Genomic DNA, 16,375 nt, shown 5'->3' on the forward strand with positions numbered 1-16,375 from the left:
CGGAGCCGTCCTTATCAAATGAAGGCGGCATCGATACGGGTGGCAGTCCTGACAGCTAGTCGGCCCGCAACCCCAAATGCCCGCTATCGACCCGAAGCGGATGTCACCTCGCCAGTTTGACTTGAAGGTCCCAAGTGAGACCCATGACGGAGGGCGTTGGATGGATTTATTCATGCGGTATATGCTCCTGGCGCTATCACTTGGCTTGTGTTCGACGGCGTTAGCGCAGAGCACCGCCAGCTCTACTGTGAAGCGCGTAGAAATCGAATCGCGCTGGGCGGGGTTAGATCCACGCTCGCCCTTGCAGGACCACATCGTGATCGAAAGGCAGGGCAACGTTTATAGCCTGACGGGCAGCCATAGCGAACGGCATTGGTCCGACAAGGGACCCGAGAATCTATCGTTTGCATCTACCGTGGTTCCGCCTGCATTGATCGCACACCTGCGTGATGCGGTATCGGAGCAACCTCAGCCGATGCTCGATTTGCGTGATCTTGAGCCTGCCATCAATGGCGTTCAATTCAAGATCGACAAGAGTCTGAAAGAAGCAGGCTTGACTCGAGTCGCGCCGCCTCTCGCAAAACGGATTGCCGAATGGCGTCAAAGTCTGAAAAATCCAGAAGTGTTGGGTGCGGTGCTTGCCCACGGATTTTCCGCAAAGCATACGGATGACTACCCTTACGTAAAGGTCACGCTGACGCTCGCCGACGGTTCCACAATGACGGCGTGCTCAAGCTCACAGCATCACCTCCTGTTGCCGTGGATTAACAACAGGGGCAACCTGACCTACTCCCCGGCCATCGCTCGGGCCGTGCACGCTTTGCTGCCGGACAAGGCCGTCAACCTTGCCAACTTGGAAGGGGTTTTCAGTGAGAGCGACTTCGATGAAACATTGTCGTTCGGTCTCGAGGATGCAATTACCCGATTCCAAGTCGAAAAAGAAGCACCGGGCGTATTGAGCGCGATGGAAGCGCATTTCACCGTTGAGCGCATTTCCCTAAACCACTGGAATGGCTCGAACGTAGATGCCGATCTTCGATTGGCCGAAAGTCCGTCCAATCTTACCGTCAGGGCGCGTATGGCGCTCGCAGGGACTGGCTTGAAAAACGCAGGAGAACTCGATCGCGTTCGGAACATGCTCCGCTTGGTCCAGTCCTCCCCCGTGCTGTTGGCGCGGGTATTGTCCAGTGATCACGCTGATTTCTCGATCCGATACGGCTATCCCGCTGCGTGGCCAAGTAAGAAAGTCATCACGCAGTTCGTCCGTCAGATGCATGACATGAAGGCGCTTGTCGATCTGAAAGCGACCTCGCCTTTGGTACACGACGCCGTTCTGGTGAAAGAGGGTATAAGGCCCATCTACTGGGTCGTTCTTTCTGATAGGCGAACCGTCATGTGGAAAGAGTTTATGTCGACATCGGAGGGGCCGAACACGAGGCCATGCGAAGGCATCTCGTGGTACGACGACGGGCCAAGCGATCTGTCAAGCGACGATCGGTGTATAGGCAAGGTATACGACGCCCAGGGCAATGATTCATAAACGAAAGAGGCAGGGAACCTTGCCCAGATGCCGCGTACGGTGTTCACTCCAAGTAGTGACGACGTTGTCTCGTCCACTAGGAAGAGGCCAGCCGGCTATGCAAGCCTCATTGTTTTGACGACCAAATGGAAATGACCGCTTCCGACTGCGGACTCAACCGGTCAATGCAACACCCAAAGTTTGTGCAAACGGGGAGCGTGTTGTGATGGCGCCTGGGCTCCGTACTCATCAAACGAAAGCAAGAAGGCCGGAAGTGCCCAAATTTAGGGAGCCGTTCAACCCCAGGGCGTAGTACACCCCTTCAACGGGCAGCCGAGGAAGGCGTTGAATTTCCAGTTACTTACGAACGTTTTCGCCCATGTGTTGCATTGATTGGTTGAAATCGCAATCAATCCGAAGCAGACATTGCACTCTACGGACTTGCCACCTTTCGGATCATTGAACTGAGTCGGGGTACCCAAGATGCTGCGTGTTTTGCTCGCAATAGCAGTCACCCCTTTGCTCCTTCAGCTTGCTTACCTCTTTCCACCTTACGGGCCCTACACCCTTTGGTGGTTCAAGCTCGAATTGGCGATCTATTACATAGTAATGGTGCTTTTTGGGCTGCCACTTATTTGGATATTTGTCCGGAAAGCTTGGATCGCATGGTGGCAGGTTGTGCTCGGAGCGCTCTTGGCCGCGGCGATGTTTCTTGTGCTCTGGTTTGCTAGCTCAACAAAGGAGTACTTCATAGCAAGCGGACTGTCCTTGGTGCTGTCAGCCGGGATAAACGCAGTCATTGCGGGTGGGGTGTTCTGGTTGTTGGCATTCTGGCGCAATCCACGATTCGGCAAGCCAAGACATTCTTGAGCTAAGGTCCGCTTCCGACCCGACGCCGACCTTCACGAGGCCGTCTCCGGCCTCATACTGCGAAGCATCCTTAGAACCGGTTCGGAGTCTCCATGCGTCGTCGCGACTTTCTCGCTGCAGCTGTAGCCACCACCGCCGCTGCGTCCACTGCCCTTATGCTGGCCGGCCGTTCGGCGCAGGCCGCGCCTGCTGCATCTCCTGCGCCTACCGGGCTGGCCGGATTGGCCTCCATGACCGCCGGCGCCAAGCCGATTTCGGTGGAGGAGCGCCTGGCGCGGATCGCCAAGCTGCAGCGGTTGATGGTCGATCAGAAAATTGGCGCCTTGATCTTGGAGTCGGGCTCCAGCCTGGACTACTTCACCGGCGTCCAGTGGCATCGCTCGGAGCGTACGACGGCCGCCGTGATCCCGGCCCGGGGTGACATCGTCGTCGTGACGCCGGCCTTCGAAGAGCCGTCGGTTCGCGAGACCCTGGCGGTGGGCGGCGACGTGCGGCCCTGGAATGAGCATGAGAGCCCGTTCGCCCGCCTTGTTGGCGCGCTTGCCGACCGCGGGGTTACCTCCGGCCCGATCGCCTTCGAATCCACCACGCGCCTGTTCATCGTCGACGGGGTGCGTGAGGCAAGCGCCGGGGCCTACCGTGTGGTTTCCGGCGACGCTCTGGTGAAAGCCGTCCGGCTGATCAAGTCCCCGGCCGAACTCGCGCTGATGCAAACCGCCAATAACGTCACCCTGGCGGCGCTGCGCTACGTCCATGGCAACGTCCGCCCCGGCATGCGCCCCGACGAGATCGCCGCCATGATGAACGCCGCCACCGTGGCCCTGGGCGGTGCGCCGGAGTTCGCCCTCGTGTTGATCAACGAGGCCAGCGCCTATCCGCACGGCTCGCACCAGCCGCAGACCCTGCACGAGGGCTCGGTCATCCTGATGGACGTGGGCTGCACCGTGCATGGCTATCAATCGGACATCTCGCGCACCTGGGTGATGGGCCAGCCGACTGCGAAACAGCGAAAGGTCTGGGACACCGTCAAGCGGGGCCAGGAGCTCGCGTTGGCCACCGCCAAGTTGGGCACCCCAGTGGGCGCCATCGACGACGCCGTGCGCGCCTACTACGAAAAGGAAGGCTGGGGCCCCGGCTACCACTTGCCCGGTCTTCCTCACCGCACCGGCCACGGCATTGGGCTGGACGGCCACGAGCCGCCCTATCTCGTACATGGCGACGCCACGCCGCTGGCACCCGGCATGTGTTTTTCCGACGAGCCGGGCATCTACATTCCCGGCGAATTCGGCATCCGGCTGGAAGACTGCTGGCATATGACCGAGGCCGGCCCGAAACTTTTCACCGAGCTCGCCAGGTCGATCGAAGATCCGATCTGATCGGTTCCGGGGCAAGTAAGTAGTTACCGGCAAAGTCGGTGGCTCTATAAATGCTAGCCGTTCAAAGCGGCTAAACGGAGTCTTGGAGAATGGCTCAAGTGGGCCGAATGCGAGGGCGAACATGGCGCTGGAGGACCGCGCCCAGAAGGATCTGATTGACCGAAAACTGTAAACCGGTCCGAGCGGCGTGAGGCGGCCACGTTTTTGATCGCGAAGCATCGGTTACCGTCGTTATTGTCCTAGCCCAACGGACTGATCAGACAACGCCGCTATGGCGCTGAAAGCGGCCCCAAGTTGGTGACTGTAGTCAGACTGGATATGTCAGCTTCCGACCCAATATAGGTATTCCGTTCCGTTCTCGGTGACCATGTCACGGCTGCCAGGTAGCTGGCAGCGAGGGCGGGACTTGCACCGGCCGGCTACGAATATTCCGACCCAAACATCCGATGTTCGCCGCTTTGGTTTCGAGCCGGCCGGTGCGCTTGAGTTCCCTAACGAATACTCAGGGCTCGCCGAGTGATCGGCTCTCTATATTGGCTTCGCCGAGCTTAAGCACGCAGGTCTCGTATCGTGATCACGCCACGAGGTGACGTATGCGCACACATCGGGATGACGATTTTACGGCGTTCATCGGTTTGGATTGGGCGGATGCGAAGCACGACGTCTGCCTGCAACCGGCTGGCAGCGACGCGTATGAGTTCGGCACATTCGCCCATCAGCCCGATGCCATCGATGCGTGGGCGCGTGGATTGCATCAGCGCTTCGGTGGGCGCATTGCCATCGCGTTGGAGCTGGCCAAAGGGCCCGTGGTGTATGCACTGCAGAAGTACGATTTCATCGTTCTGTTTTCGATCGATGCCAGCCTGCTGGCCATGTATCGCAGGGCGTTCAAACCCAGCCGGGCGAAGGACGATCCGACCGATGCACAGCTGGCATTGGAGCTGATGCAACGCTATCCCGACCGAGTTACGCCGCTCAAACCCCAAAGTGTGGAGATGCGCACCTTGAGTTTCCTCGTCGAGCAGCGACGATTGCTGGTCGACGACAAGAAGCGCTTGGTCAATCGCTTGGGCAACACACTCAAGCAGTATTACCCCCAGCTACTGGACTGGTTTAAGCAGCACGATACCGTGGTGTTCTTCGATTTCTTGCGACGTTGGCCCACGCTCAAGCAGGCCAAGCGGGCGCGCAAGGCCACGCTTGAAGCGTTCTTCCGTGCCCACAACGTACGCTTTGCCACGGTCATTGCCGACCGCGTGGAGGCGATCCGCACAGCCATGCCGTTGACCGAGGATCCGGCCGTGATCACCACGCATCAGCTGCTGGCTGAGGCCCTGGTCGAGCAGTTGCAGGTGGCACTGCGTGCGATCGAACGATTCGACGAAGAGATTGCCGTGCTCGCTCCCACGCTTCCGGACTACGCGCTCTTCGAAGCCTTGCCGGGTAGTGGGCCGATCCTGACGCCACGGCTGTTGGCTGCCTTCGGCGAGCAACGCGAACGCTTCGCCAGCGCCGAGCAACTGCAGCGCTATTCCGGTGTGGCGCCGGTGACGGAGCGAAGCGGCAAGAAAAGCTGGGTGCACTGGCGTTGGCAATGCCCTACGTTCGTCCGCCAGACCTTCATCGAGTGGGCTGCCCAAACGATCAACAAGTCCTTCTGGGCCGGAGCCTTCTATCGCCAACAGCGCGCCAAGGGCAGCCCGCACCAAGTGGCCGTGCGTGCGCTAGCCTTCAAGTGGATCCGCATCCTGCATCGCTGTTGGCAGTCCCACACACCCTACGACGAGTCGCGCTACCTTATGGCCCTGCAGCGCCGTGGCTCGCCCTTGCTCGCTGGCCTGGCTTCGTCAGATAGTTGACGGAACGGCTCAGGGCATGAAGCCGACATTCAGGGAGGGATGGTCATGAGCACATGGAAACGCAAAGCTATCGAGCACCTTCCTGAGCACAGGAAGGTCATTGATCGCGCTAAGACGCCTATGGCGATGTGGATTGAGCTCCATCTTCGCTTCGAAGATGCCGTCACCGAAGGCGACCAGAACATGGTGAGGCGCTTTCTACGGTATGCGGATTGGTGCATGTCAGAAGAAGCAGGCCGCCTTCCAAGTGAAGCCTCGACCGCCGCTGCGTGTGCCTTTTATGAACACCTGCCGCAGCGTCGCGAATACTGGCCGCTCTTTCGCTCTTGGTTCTCGCAAAAGCAGTTCACCGACCTCATTCCGGTCTTTGGCTATCACCTGAGCCCGAATGATGTGGCAGATTTGAAGAAGTTCTACACAAGCGCAACGTAAGGTGTGCGAGGTCCGCTTCCGACCCGGAGTGGACCTAAACGATCGGCTTCAAATTGCTGGTGCAATCCGGAAAGAGGGGAATATCTGTGCAGACAAGTAGCTGGCTTGGTCAGAACTGGATCGTGTTGGCTTGTGTCTGCATTGTTCTATTCAATTTAATCAGTGGCCTTGTAACGGGGGGAGCGATACTTACGCATCGAACGTACAAGAGATCCGAAGATCCCGGCCTCTATTGGACTGCCATCGTGGTCTCTGGTGGGCTGGCCTTCGCGGGGATCTTGGGGTTGGCTTTGGGATGGCGGTTCGGCTAGCGTGGCTGGCCTTCAGCGAGGGCGACGTGAAGCAAGACGAAGGGTCCGCTTCCGACCCGGAGCAGACCTAACCATTAAGGGGCAAAAAACGATGTCGGATAGGCGGCGCTACATCGTCCTATTGGTTGTTGTTGTATCAACGGTAGTCGTTCTTTCGTTGACACTTGCCGTTCCGTACATCTTCACGGTGACTGGATTTGCTGGCTGGGCCTTCATAGGCCACGTTGTGACCGCTGATGACGACGCTCCCGGTGGTTGGAGCAACCCGGACGGTAAGCTGCCATACCCTTGGGCTGAGCTCATTTTGAAGGCGGTTATTTTCTTCGGGCTTTGCGGGGCCATCGCTGAATTTCCCGGCCTCAGGGGCTTGGGTGGAGCAAGCTAAGCCGTCCGCTTGCGACCCGTAGCCGACAGTTCACCACGAAGGGAGGGCGTAGCAATGCGGGTTCCGATTTTTATGGCGATGGGCGCCGTGTTGCTCGTATCTTGCTCAGACCGCCCGCTTAGAGGCTCTGTTGAGAAAACCTCGGACGGGGAGACATACCTTGCGGTGATGAGTAGCAGTGGGAGTGCCTGTTTTCCGATCAGAATCGACGGTAAGGTCTGGCCTCACAAGCTTGGGGACGCGGCACCGATAGCACCCGGCTCTCATGCGATCGACTGCGGAGCGGTAGACCCAACCATTGAAGGATCGAACGGCATTTTGTTCCAAGTTACACGCGGAACCGTATTCAAGTTCGACTATTGGGGCCCGTGACAGGATTGGCCGGTTTGACGCTGGCAGAAAGGTCCGCTTCCGACCCGGAGCGGACATCGAATAGGATTCAAGAGTGGGCTTCGCCGCCGATGGGTGCGCAGTAGCCGGAGCTTCGAGGGGGCTTCATGGCGTTAAGTGACGAGCTGAAAGACTTTTACGTGCGCAGCGGCTTTGGTCCGGTATTGGGGGCGCGGCAGCGCACTGTGCCTGTGTTCACTGGCTGCATGCTTGTACCTCTACCGAATACTGAAGTGCGCCATCGCTATCTGAAGTATCACGATCTCCATCACCTGATGACGGGCTACAGCGTCGGACGCATCGGTGAGGGCGAGGTGAGTGCGTGGGAACTTGGAACGGGTTCGATGTTCGTTTCGCCGGCGCTCGGTCTTATGAATCTCATCGCACTTTCCACAGGACTTGTGCTCAAGCCACGGCGAATGTGGCGGTCGTTTGTTCGTGGCTGCTGTAGTCGTAACCTTTACCAAGCCCGGATTCGTAAGGACGTCGACCAAGAGCGGTGGCCCGATGTCGCCGCGCTCAGGGCAGCATTCGTTTCCAGCAAGACTCGGGGGCCGCTTGCCACGCTTCGCATGCTGGAATTTTTCTTCTACGCGTCGGCCGCCATGGTTGTTCACGCGCTAATCGCCATACCTGCCGTGATCGCGCGACTCGTTACAGACATCATGCTTGGACACTCGTTTTTTCAGGCAGTGAAGCCACGAAAACGGATGGACCTCTATTGAGTTTGGCTTGGGTAAGCCAATGGCAGGAGCGTCCGCTTTTGACCCATGCCGTACATTTCTCCCATGCCCCGTAGTTGCACGACACAAATGAACTCAGTCCAGACAGGAAGGAGCGGTATGCCAAGAATCGCATTTGCATTCCTACTGTTTTGTCTTTCGTGCGCGGCGATCGGAGCGGACTCACCAAAGGTCGATACGCGTCTGGCAAAAATAGTTGAGGACGTGGTTACGAGCACGGGCTTGTCTATCGGCATCAGTGGGTCTGACGTCTACTCGGTGAACATCAACAAGATTGAAGGGCGCAACGTTTGCGACCGGGCATCGGCAGCTAACGCGAAGAAGCTCCAAGAGGCTTTCGATGCACACCCCGGCGTCAAGGACGATTTTGGTCCTGCGTTCTTCAGCGTCTTGGACGCTGATGGCTCACGAAAGCGATCGACCCTTGATGACATGGTCAAGCAGGGCATCGTCAGCGGTTGCACAGATATCTATATTTCTGTTTCCGCCGGGTAAGGATTTCCTGCCGCGCCATGCAGGGCACCCCGCCGTCCATGCTCTGGCATCACATCATGTTTTACCGTTGGCGGACGTCCTCTTGCGAACAAACCGTGTCCAGCCGGGCTAAAACGCGTTCACCCCTCTAGCCCTGCCTTGCGCCGGTGGTGTTAAGTTGCGCCACCATCCATTCGCTCGTCGGAGCCCGTCATGTCCCGTGTCCCTCTCGCCGGTTCGCCGGTTGCCGCGCGTCGTATGTTTTCGCGCCTCGCCTTGGCCGTCGCGATGGCGTTCGCGGCCGGCACCGCTGGTGCGCAGCAAGCGCATACCGATGATGTGCCGCCGCCTCAGGACACGCCGTACCTCGGCACGGTGGGGATTCACGTCGATGCCAGCGACACGGCACAGGGCATTTTTCGGGTCAAGGAAACGATTCCGGTGAAGGCAGGCGCGTTGACGCTGCTGTACCCGCAGTGGATTCCCGGTGACCACTCACCGACAGGCCCGATCGCCATGCTTGCCGGCCTTGAACTCAGCGCCAACGGCAAGCCACTTATGTGGAAGCGCGACAAGTACAACGTGTACGCGCTTCATCTCGACGTGCCCGAAGGCGTGTCATCGATCGATGCGTCATTCCAGTACCTGTCGGGTCGCACCGACAGCGAGGGTTTCGAGATCACCGACCGCATGATGGACATGGAATGGAGCAAGGTGGCGCTGTATCCGGCAGGCTATTTTTCGCGCGGCATCACCTTCGCACCCAGCGTGACGCTGCCGCATGGCTGGCAGCTCGGCACCGCGCTGGAGACAGCCTCGCAGTCGGGCGACACCATCACCTTCAAGCCGGTGACGTTCAACACGCTGGTCGACTCGCCGATCTACGCCGGCCGGTACTTCAAGCGTGTCGATCTCAACCCGGGCGGCAAGGCGCCGGTTTTCATGGACATCGTTGCGGACGCGCCGAAGTACCTGGAAATGACGCCTGAGCAGGTAAAGGTACACCGCGCCCTGGTAACGCAGGCGGAGAGTCTGTTCGGCTCGCACCACTATGACCACTACGACTTCCTGTTCTCGCTGTCGGATCAGCTTGGTGGCAATGGCACCGAGCATCACCAGTCCAGTGAGGATGGTCTGGGCACCGACTACTTCACCGAATGGAAGGACGCCGCGCCTGACCGCGACCTGCTGGCTCATGAGTACGCGCATTCGTGGAACGGCAAGTTCCGTCGTCCGGCCGACCTGTGGACGCCCAACTTCAACGTGCCGATGGGCGATTCACTACTGTGGGTGTATGAGGGGCAGACGCAGTACTGGGGTTACGTGCTGACCGCACGCGCCGGCATGTGGACGCCGCAGCAGTTCCGCGACGCGATGGCCATGGTGGCGGCCAACTACGACCGTAACCGCGAAGGTTTCAAGTGGCGCACGCTTGAAGACACCACCAACGACCCCACCGCCGCCCGTCGCTCGAGCCTGCCGTACCGAAGCTGGCAGATGAGCGAGGACTACTACAGCGGCGGTCAGATGATGTGGCTGGAAGTGGACGCCAAGCTGCGCGCCCTCACGAATGACCACAAATCGCTTGATGATTTTGCGCGCGCGTTCTTCGGCGTCGACAACGGAAGCTACGTCACCAAGACCTATGTCTTTGACGACGTGGTGGCGGCCCTGAATGGCGTAGTCGCGTATGACTGGGCGAGCTTCCTTCGCGCCCGCGTCAGTACGCTCGATCCGCCGCTGGAGAACGGCATCGCGGCCACCGGCTGGAAGCTGGTCTACACCGACAAGGAAAGCGAGTTCGAGAAGCAGTACAACAGCCGACAGGAACCGTCCCGACACTTGTACAACTTCGCCTGGTCAATCGGCCTGACGATGAACGACAAGAATGAGGTCAATGACGTGCGCTGGAACGGACCAGCGTTCAAGGCCGGCGTCAGCACTGGCGCCACCCTGGTCGCGGTGAACGGCGAGACCTATTCTAGCGACGTGCTGAAGAGTGCAATCGCAGCCGCCAAGTCGAGCAAGGCGCCCATCCAACTACTGCTGAAGTACCAGGGCGGCTATCGCACGGTGCCGGTGGATTATCACGACGGCTTGCAATACCCGCACCTCGTGCGCGTTGAAGGCACGCCCAATTACCTGGACGAGATTATTGCGCCGCGAAAGTAAGCGCTGAGGTATGTGCATGAATGAGCGAAGCGGTACGGCGTAGGTAGATATTGCCTACGCCGCACCGCTCCGCGCGCCGTTGCTGCAGGGTGTTGCGTCGATCGGTTGAATCCGCAACCCGAAGCGGACCTCTGTAAGGGGCGATCAGAGTCGACTTTCGGAGTAGTCGCGAGCCGGCTATTTTGGTGTTTCAGACAACTATTCACCTATGGAGGGGCGCATGGGCGCTTGGGGTGCGAAAGTCTTCGAGGACGACTCCGCTTTGGATTTCCTCGAAGAGCAGCTAATCCCGCAGGCCGACCCACGGGTTGTCATGCAGGAAGCGTTCGAGACCGCACTTGCTGCGGACTACTTGGAATATGACGCTGGCCAAGCGGTGCTCGCTTCTGCGGCGGTCATCGTCTCTGCGAAAAGCGGGGAGCCGTTGGACGATGACGAAACCGAAGCCCGGATAAGTTGGCGCGAGAGACTTTCCAGGCTTGACTTTTCCTCGCTGGCTGAACTTGGTTCAAAGGCTTGTCTGCGGGTATGTGGCGAGTCCAGCGAACTCAGAGAGCTTTGGGAAGAGGATGAGGATTTGTTTGCCGCCTGGATTCGCAATGTTGAATCGCTTGCAGAAGGCCTGAAGCACAGCCGTTCAGGCCAGTGACCTGCATAGGCGCGAGATGTCTGCTTCCGACCCGAAACGGACCTTATCAAGAGGTTTGAGGGAGTCTTTGGGATGGTGATTTCGTGGCTGGAGAAGATGGCGGGCTCCGTTTGCTTCGCGCTAGCTTTGGGCTCTGTGGCCAGTGTCGTATTGGCATGCGAAGAAGCACCCGTCATCGGTGGAAAGTGCTTTACCCTGCGAGGGCGCGTTTCGCTTTACAACGGAACCCCGTCGATGCGGATTTGGCAGATCGGTTCTGAAAGGTTGCTCGGGGTAGTTCCAGCGGAGGATGAAGACGCCCCAGCGAACATCAAAGGAGTGGTCACCTTTGATCAGTCTGCCATCGCAGACTTGGAAGTTTGCCCCGTTACCAAGGCCAAACAGGGTGAAATGCAGATGGTCTGCATTCGCTCGGCGCGAGACGTTAAAGTGCAATCGTCATAGAGACTGGAAAGGTCCGCTAGCGACCCAAGGCGACCATTCCAGCCTAGCTTGATGATGACCAGCCAATGGATGCTATGGAGGGGAGATGCGCGGACTACTGTTTGTTTTGACGGCGTTGGTTTTTGGCTCCGCAATAACCGACGTCCACGCGATTGAAATTACCAACGTCAAGACTGGCCTTGCTTGTATCAAGACGGAGGTCAGAGCTGGCAGTCCCGGGTTTGTTTGCCACCCCACCGAAGACATCTTTGTCGTTGACCAGGGATCCTGCGTCTATGACAAGAGAGAAGTGCCATGCACGTGGACCGGCATCGAATTTGACTACAAAAATGCTGAGCCAGGAACGAAGCTTGTTTGCACTGTGACAAGTTCGATGCCGACGCTTGAGGGCAATCCTGATGGTGCGGCTAAGTCAAGCGTCAAAGAGTTCACTTTTGAGCTTCCGCTCGACAAAGGCACGGGTCATCGCTTTGAGGCCCAGTACGTCGTTTTTGAACTCCACGATTCATCGGCAACCGAGGCCATCGAAAACACCACGTGCAGGGTGGGCGGCGATATCGTTATTTCATACAGACAGAAATTTCATTTTCCGTCCCTTCCATGAAAGAACCGCTGTGCGTGCGCAGGGTCCGCTGCTGGCCGAAAGCAGGCTGACTGATCTACTGCGTTACGACTTCGACCGATGATAGTAACGGCGTGCCTTGTCCCGGCTGCCGCAGTCGGCCATGTCGCACCAGCGGCGTTGGCCGTTGCGGGTTTGATCCACGAACAGCCAGTCGCATGAGGGGCAGTGGCGCAAGCGGTCGTGATTGCCCGCAGTGACCAGTTCGGCGGCGTCGATCAGGATGGGTGACAACGCGTCCGCCGTGTTGTGCGGCGATGGCCAGCGCCAGGCAAGCGTGGCGGGGTCGATGACGCGCCCCTGGTTGGCTCTTGCCACCGCTTTGCTCAGGTCCGCGATGGCGACATTTTTTGGCTGCTCCGCGTGTGCCAATGGTGTGAGCACAGCGGCAAGCAACCGGCGCGCCTCATGCAAGGTTTGAAGTTCAATGTCCTTGCCGCGCGGGAAGGGCAGGTCGACCGCTGCGAACCAGTGCTTGACGTTCTCTGGGGACGTCAGCCAGTCGTGTGCCTGGTCCGTCTCCGGCCAGCTGATCGTGTTGACGAAATCCAGGCAGAGCCGGCCGCCCACGAGCTTGTACGTGCCCTGGTAGTCGCCAGGGTTGAGGTCGATCGCATCCATGTGCCAAGTTTACCATCTATTTATTGTTGACTGGTGAGGTTTATGGGTCTATAAACTTCACCATCATGAGCGCGATAGATGGTAATAACAGATCAAGGCTGGCGCCGCTCGCACGGCGGATTCCACCACAGGCGTTTTTCGTAGGTAGCGCGATTTTTCACTACCTGGGGCCTTCGTTTGCGGTGCTTCTCTTTGCTCGCGTGCCGGTCGCGGGCGTTGCGTGGTTGCGCATCGTCTCTGCCGCGCTGGTGTTTGCATTCTGGCGGCGGCCCTGGCGGGCCTTCCTGGCGGCAACGAACCGTACGCGATGGACGATTGCTGCACTCGGCGCCGTTTTCGCGACCATGAACTATTGCTTCTACCGGGCCATCGCCGAGTTGCCGTTGGGCACGGTGGCGGCTATCGAGTTTGCCGGGCCGGTGGCGTTGGCGCTGGCGGGCGCGCGTTCGACGCGCAATCTGGCGGCGCTCGTTGTGACCGTGGGCGGGGTCTATCTGTTGACGGAGGTTCGGCTCGCGGGCACGCCCATGGCTTTTGTATGGGCTTTCGCCAACGCCATTCTCTTCACGCTGTACATCGTGCTGGCGCATGACGTCGCCAGGGCCGACCCAGCGACCAGTCCTATCGATCGACTCGGTGCCTCCATGATGCTGGCGGGCGTGATCATCTCCCCGCTGGGTTTTCGCGATGCCGCTCCCGCGTTGCTCGACCCTATCGCCTTGGGTGCAGGTATTGCGGTCGGCATCAGTTCGTCGGTGATTCCCTATGTGCTCGACCAGTTGGCGATGAGCCGCCTGCCACGGTCGACCTATGCGTTGTTCGTTGCATTGCTGCCGGCGACGGCGGTGATCATCGGCATCATCGTTCTTCGCCAGATTCCCTCGTTTGCCGAAGGCGTCGGTGTGGCGCTGGTGGCATCTGGCGTTGCGCTTCATCGGCCAGCCAGCTAATTGGCAGGCGGGAGTTGTCATGCAGTACGTCAACGTTGGACGCAGCGGTCTTAAGGTTTCACGGTTGTGCCTCGGCGCCATGAGCTATGGCACACCGACAGCCAAGGCCTGGATACTGACCGAGGAGGAGGGCAGGCCGATCATCCGGCGCGCGCTGGAACTCGGCATCAACTTCTTTGATACCGCGGATATGTATTCCGGCGGAGAAAGTGAGCGTGTGTTGGGGCGGGCCTTGCGCGATTACGCGCGCCGAGACGAAGTGGTGGTCGCCACCAAGGTGTTCTATCCCACCGACACGGGGCCGAATCAGCGGGGACTGTCACGCAAGCACTTGCTGGATGCGATCGATGCGTCGCTGCAACGCCTTGGCATGGACTACGTCGATCTGTACCAGATCCATCGTTGGGACGACGAAACGCCGATCGAGGAAACGCTCGAGACGCTCAACGATATTGTGCGTTCCGGCAAGGCGCGCTACATCGGCGCTTCCAGCATGTATGCCTGGCAGTTCCAGAAGGCGCTGATGACATCCGAGCGATACGGCTGGGCCCGTTTCATTTCGATGCAGAACCACTACAACCTGGTTTACCGTGAAGAAGAGCGGGAAATGCTGCCGCTTTGCCGTGCGGAAGGCGTGGCGATCTTTCCATGGAGTCCGCTGGCCCGGGGTTTTTTGACGCGACCTCGCAGTGAAATGACGACCACGCGCGCAGACAACGACACCTTTGCCCACGAGCTGTATTACGCGAACCACGACTATCGGGTCGTTGATGTCGTGGCACAGCTCGCCAGCGATCGCGGTGTCGCGCAGGCACAAGTGGCGCTGTCATGGTTGCTGCATCAGCCAGGCGTGAGCGCGCCGATCATGGGTGCCACCAAGCTGTCGCATCTCGAACAGGCGGTTGAGGCGATGGCACTGACACTGTCGCCTGAGGAATGCGCGAATCTTGAAGCGCCCTACCAGCCTCATCGAGTGCTTGGTCATGCATAGACATTGTCGAGGCAAGCGGGAGTGCCGTTGCAACGTGGCATCTTGTGGTGATCCGGTTCCGCTTGAAGCCATCACACCATGAAGAATTTATCTTCGAGTGCCTGGGCCGGTGTGCTGAATACGCAGCTGATACTTGGCCTGCTGCTGTTCGTATCGGCATGGACGCTTCAGTACTGGCAGGCGTGGCTCTACTGGGCCGTGTACGCCGTCGCAACCGGTTTCAATACCGGGTACTTCCTCCGACATGATCCGGAACTGGTCCGCCGACGCCTCAAGGCCGGCCCCGCGGCCGAGCGTTCGCGCAACCAGCAGATCACCCAGTCCATTTCGGGCGTGTGTATCGGTTTGATCTTCATCGTCGCGGGGCTCGACCATCGATGGTCGTGGTCACGCCTGCCCGGGGCCATGTCATTGCTGGCGGATGGCTTGCTGATCGCCGCGCTATTGCTGATCTTCTTCGTCTTCAGGGAGAACAGCTATACGGGAAGTGTCGTGGAGGTCGCGCCCGATCAGACGGTTGTGTCCACCGGCCCGTACGCGTGGGTTCGTCATCCCATGTATCTCGCCAGTGCCGTGGCTTTTCTGGTGACCCCGATTGCGCTTGGTTCGCTATGGGCCTGGTTGGCTGCCGTCCCGGCAACGCTGATGCTGGCCGTTCGTCTGGTGGACGAAGAGCAACAGTTGCAGCACGAGCTGCCTGGTTACGCGGCATATCGCAGGCAGGTGCGCTTCCGGCTGCTTCCGGGCATCTGGTAGCGACCGGAGCCGCAAGTCCCGCGGGCAGGGAAGACTCAGGACGCCGGCGTGTTGAGGTAGCCCAGCGTGGCCTGCAGCATCGATTCCATGCCGGCGTTGAGCATCGTCTTCTTCACCAGCCGAAGCGCCTTGCTCGGTTGGCTGGAACACGAACATCACTTCGCCAGGCGGGTCTCTCCTCATGCCGGACCATACCTTGGCGAGGCCGGGCGGCACGGTGGTGTGCACGTCATGGCTGAAAGCGTGCGCGACGCCAGTGCTTTGGCCTGAGCGGGTTCGCCACGCCAATCACCCGTGCGTGCAGGCCTCATGACGTATTCCTTGGTGTGACTGGCTGTTTGGTATCTCGAGGCTGGCACGTTGAGGTGGGGCGGATGGTGGGCTCCATCGCGAGCCAGCGATATCGAGGGCCCCAGCTTTGGACTGGGTATCGGTCCCCAAAGTAAAGCCGTTGGATCGGCCGCCTCCTTACCGCAGTCCCTCGCAAGGGACTGGCCGAGTTCTCGTGGCAGCTCCCGCACGTGCCTGATTCGCGCGTGGAAGGCAGTCCAGTCAAACGATGGTTGTCGCGACCGATGGTTTTGGGGCTGGGCCGATGTGTCGATAGCCCGGGAAATCGTGTGTACTTCCCGGGGGCCTTTCAGGATACTGAGGCCCTGATTTTCCGGAATGTAAGTGTCTCCTCGATGCCACTGTTGATGGATGCAAGCCGCCGGAGTGTCTGTTTCCGGGGAATGGCGAGTTCGCAAACGGCCGAGTCGGTAGTTGGGGGCGACTCGCGCTGCCTGATTGCCTGGTCTGAAGAAATTCC

Annotated in this window: 16 protein-coding genes; 15 read left to right on the forward strand and 1 reads right to left on the reverse strand. The window is 59.2% G+C overall.

Features of this window, described 5'->3' with window-relative positions; all coding sequences use genetic code 11:
- Positions 1-160: 160 nt before the first annotated feature.
- The 11 genes from AC3CBN_RS06555 to AC3CBN_RS06605 all read left to right on the forward strand — a co-directional run bounded on the left by AC3CBN_RS06555 (position 161) and on the right by AC3CBN_RS06605 (position 12,228).
- On the forward strand, positions 161-1,540 hold the full coding sequence (locus AC3CBN_RS06555; RefSeq protein WP_488636006.1) for a hypothetical protein: 1,380 nt from the start codon (positions 161-163) through the stop codon (positions 1,538-1,540).
- A gap of 462 nt (positions 1,541-2,002) precedes the next feature.
- Complete coding sequence (locus AC3CBN_RS06560; protein ID WP_488636007.1) at positions 2,003-2,389, forward strand: hypothetical protein; 387 nt, start codon at positions 2,003-2,005, stop codon at positions 2,387-2,389.
- A 92-nt stretch (positions 2,390-2,481) separates the two neighbouring features.
- Positions 2,482-3,765, forward strand: a complete 1,284-nt coding sequence (locus AC3CBN_RS06565) for a M24 family metallopeptidase (protein ID WP_488636008.1) — start codon at positions 2,482-2,484, stop codon at positions 3,763-3,765.
- A 593-nt stretch (positions 3,766-4,358) separates the two neighbouring features.
- Entirely contained in the window at positions 4,359-5,624 is a 1,266-nt protein-coding gene (locus tag AC3CBN_RS06570; RefSeq protein ID WP_488635434.1) for an IS110 family RNA-guided transposase, read from the forward strand.
- A gap of 45 nt (positions 5,625-5,669) precedes the next feature.
- A complete protein-coding gene (locus tag AC3CBN_RS06575; RefSeq protein ID WP_488636009.1) occupies positions 5,670-6,056 on the forward strand; it encodes a hypothetical protein in 387 nt (128 codons plus the stop codon).
- Between the two features lie 1,193 nt (positions 6,057-7,249).
- Complete coding sequence (locus AC3CBN_RS06580) at positions 7,250-7,867, forward strand: hypothetical protein (RefSeq protein ID WP_488636010.1); 618 nt, start codon at positions 7,250-7,252, stop codon at positions 7,865-7,867.
- Between the two features lie 117 nt (positions 7,868-7,984).
- Positions 7,985-8,380, forward strand: a complete 396-nt coding sequence (locus AC3CBN_RS06585; protein WP_488636011.1) for a hypothetical protein — start codon at positions 7,985-7,987, stop codon at positions 8,378-8,380.
- A gap of 192 nt (positions 8,381-8,572) precedes the next feature.
- Positions 8,573-10,531: a M61 family metallopeptidase gene (locus tag AC3CBN_RS06590; protein ID WP_488636012.1), complete on the forward strand. Its 1,959-nt coding sequence runs from the start codon at positions 8,573-8,575 to the stop codon at positions 10,529-10,531.
- 220 nt (positions 10,532-10,751) lie between these two features.
- Positions 10,752-11,180, forward strand: a complete 429-nt coding sequence (locus AC3CBN_RS06595; protein ID WP_488636013.1) for a DUF4259 domain-containing protein — start codon at positions 10,752-10,754, stop codon at positions 11,178-11,180.
- A gap of 72 nt (positions 11,181-11,252) precedes the next feature.
- Positions 11,253-11,624, forward strand: a complete 372-nt coding sequence (locus AC3CBN_RS06600) for a hypothetical protein (protein WP_488636014.1) — start codon at positions 11,253-11,255, stop codon at positions 11,622-11,624.
- Between the two features lie 85 nt (positions 11,625-11,709).
- Entirely contained in the window at positions 11,710-12,228 is a 519-nt protein-coding gene (locus tag AC3CBN_RS06605) for a hypothetical protein (protein WP_488636015.1), read from the forward strand.
- A gap of 63 nt (positions 12,229-12,291) precedes the next feature.
- Here the strand turns inward: AC3CBN_RS06605 and AC3CBN_RS06610 are convergent, their stop codons facing one another.
- A complete protein-coding gene (locus AC3CBN_RS06610; protein ID WP_488636016.1) occupies positions 12,292-12,867 on the reverse strand; it encodes a CGNR zinc finger domain-containing protein in 576 nt (191 codons plus the stop codon).
- 182 nt (positions 12,868-13,049) lie between these two features.
- On the opposite strand from AC3CBN_RS06610, the gene AC3CBN_RS06615 reads away from it, so the two are divergent.
- From AC3CBN_RS06615 to AC3CBN_RS06630, 4 genes are all read left to right on the forward strand, one after another.
- Positions 13,050-13,817, forward strand: a complete 768-nt coding sequence (locus AC3CBN_RS06615; protein WP_488636017.1) for an EamA family transporter — start codon at positions 13,050-13,052, stop codon at positions 13,815-13,817.
- A 19-nt stretch (positions 13,818-13,836) separates the two neighbouring features.
- Complete coding sequence (locus AC3CBN_RS06620; RefSeq protein WP_488636018.1) at positions 13,837-14,808, forward strand: aldo/keto reductase; 972 nt, start codon at positions 13,837-13,839, stop codon at positions 14,806-14,808.
- 78 nt (positions 14,809-14,886) lie between these two features.
- Positions 14,887-15,564, forward strand: coding sequence for a methyltransferase family protein (locus tag AC3CBN_RS06625; protein ID WP_488636019.1), 678 nt, complete (start codon positions 14,887-14,889; stop codon positions 15,562-15,564).
- A gap of 66 nt (positions 15,565-15,630) precedes the next feature.
- The gene (locus AC3CBN_RS06630; RefSeq protein WP_488636020.1) at positions 15,631-15,834 is read left to right on the forward strand and encodes a hypothetical protein; all 204 of its coding nucleotides are present in this window, start codon (positions 15,631-15,633) and stop codon (positions 15,832-15,834) included.
- Positions 15,835-16,375 lie beyond the last annotated feature (541 nt).

This window comes from Dyella sp. OK584, from assembly GCF_057787755.1.

Bases quoted from the DNA above. Each gene is read 5' to 3' on its own strand.
- AC3CBN_RS06595 (WP_488636013.1), top strand. From the start codon at position 10,752: ATGGGCGCTTGGGGTGCGAAAGTCTTCGAGGACGACTCCGCTTTGGAT.
- AC3CBN_RS06585 (WP_488636011.1), top strand. From the start codon at position 7,985: ATGCCAAGAATCGCATTTGCATTCCTACTGTTTTGTCTTTCGTGCGCG.
- AC3CBN_RS06620 (WP_488636018.1), top strand. From the start codon at position 13,837: ATGCAGTACGTCAACGTTGGACGCAGCGGTCTTAAGGTTTCACGGTTG.
- AC3CBN_RS06580 (WP_488636010.1), top strand. From the start codon at position 7,250: ATGGCGTTAAGTGACGAGCTGAAAGACTTTTACGTGCGCAGCGGCTTT.
- AC3CBN_RS06570 (WP_488635434.1), top strand. From the start codon at position 4,359: ATGCGCACACATCGGGATGACGATTTTACGGCGTTCATCGGTTTGGAT.
- AC3CBN_RS06575 (WP_488636009.1), top strand. From the start codon at position 5,670: ATGAGCACATGGAAACGCAAAGCTATCGAGCACCTTCCTGAGCACAGG.
- AC3CBN_RS06590 (WP_488636012.1), top strand. From the start codon at position 8,573: ATGTCCCGTGTCCCTCTCGCCGGTTCGCCGGTTGCCGCGCGTCGTATG.
- AC3CBN_RS06565 (WP_488636008.1), top strand. From the start codon at position 2,482: ATGCGTCGTCGCGACTTTCTCGCTGCAGCTGTAGCCACCACCGCCGCT.
- AC3CBN_RS06555 (WP_488636006.1), top strand. From the start codon at position 161: ATGGATTTATTCATGCGGTATATGCTCCTGGCGCTATCACTTGGCTTG.
- AC3CBN_RS06625 (WP_488636019.1), top strand. From the start codon at position 14,887: ATGAAGAATTTATCTTCGAGTGCCTGGGCCGGTGTGCTGAATACGCAG.
- AC3CBN_RS06600 (WP_488636014.1), top strand. From the start codon at position 11,253: ATGGTGATTTCGTGGCTGGAGAAGATGGCGGGCTCCGTTTGCTTCGCG.
- AC3CBN_RS06610 (WP_488636016.1), bottom strand. From the start codon at position 12,867: ATGGATGCGATCGACCTCAACCCTGGCGACTACCAGGGCACGTACAAG.
- AC3CBN_RS06605 (WP_488636015.1), top strand. From the start codon at position 11,710: ATGCGCGGACTACTGTTTGTTTTGACGGCGTTGGTTTTTGGCTCCGCA.
- AC3CBN_RS06560 (WP_488636007.1), top strand. From the start codon at position 2,003: ATGCTGCGTGTTTTGCTCGCAATAGCAGTCACCCCTTTGCTCCTTCAG.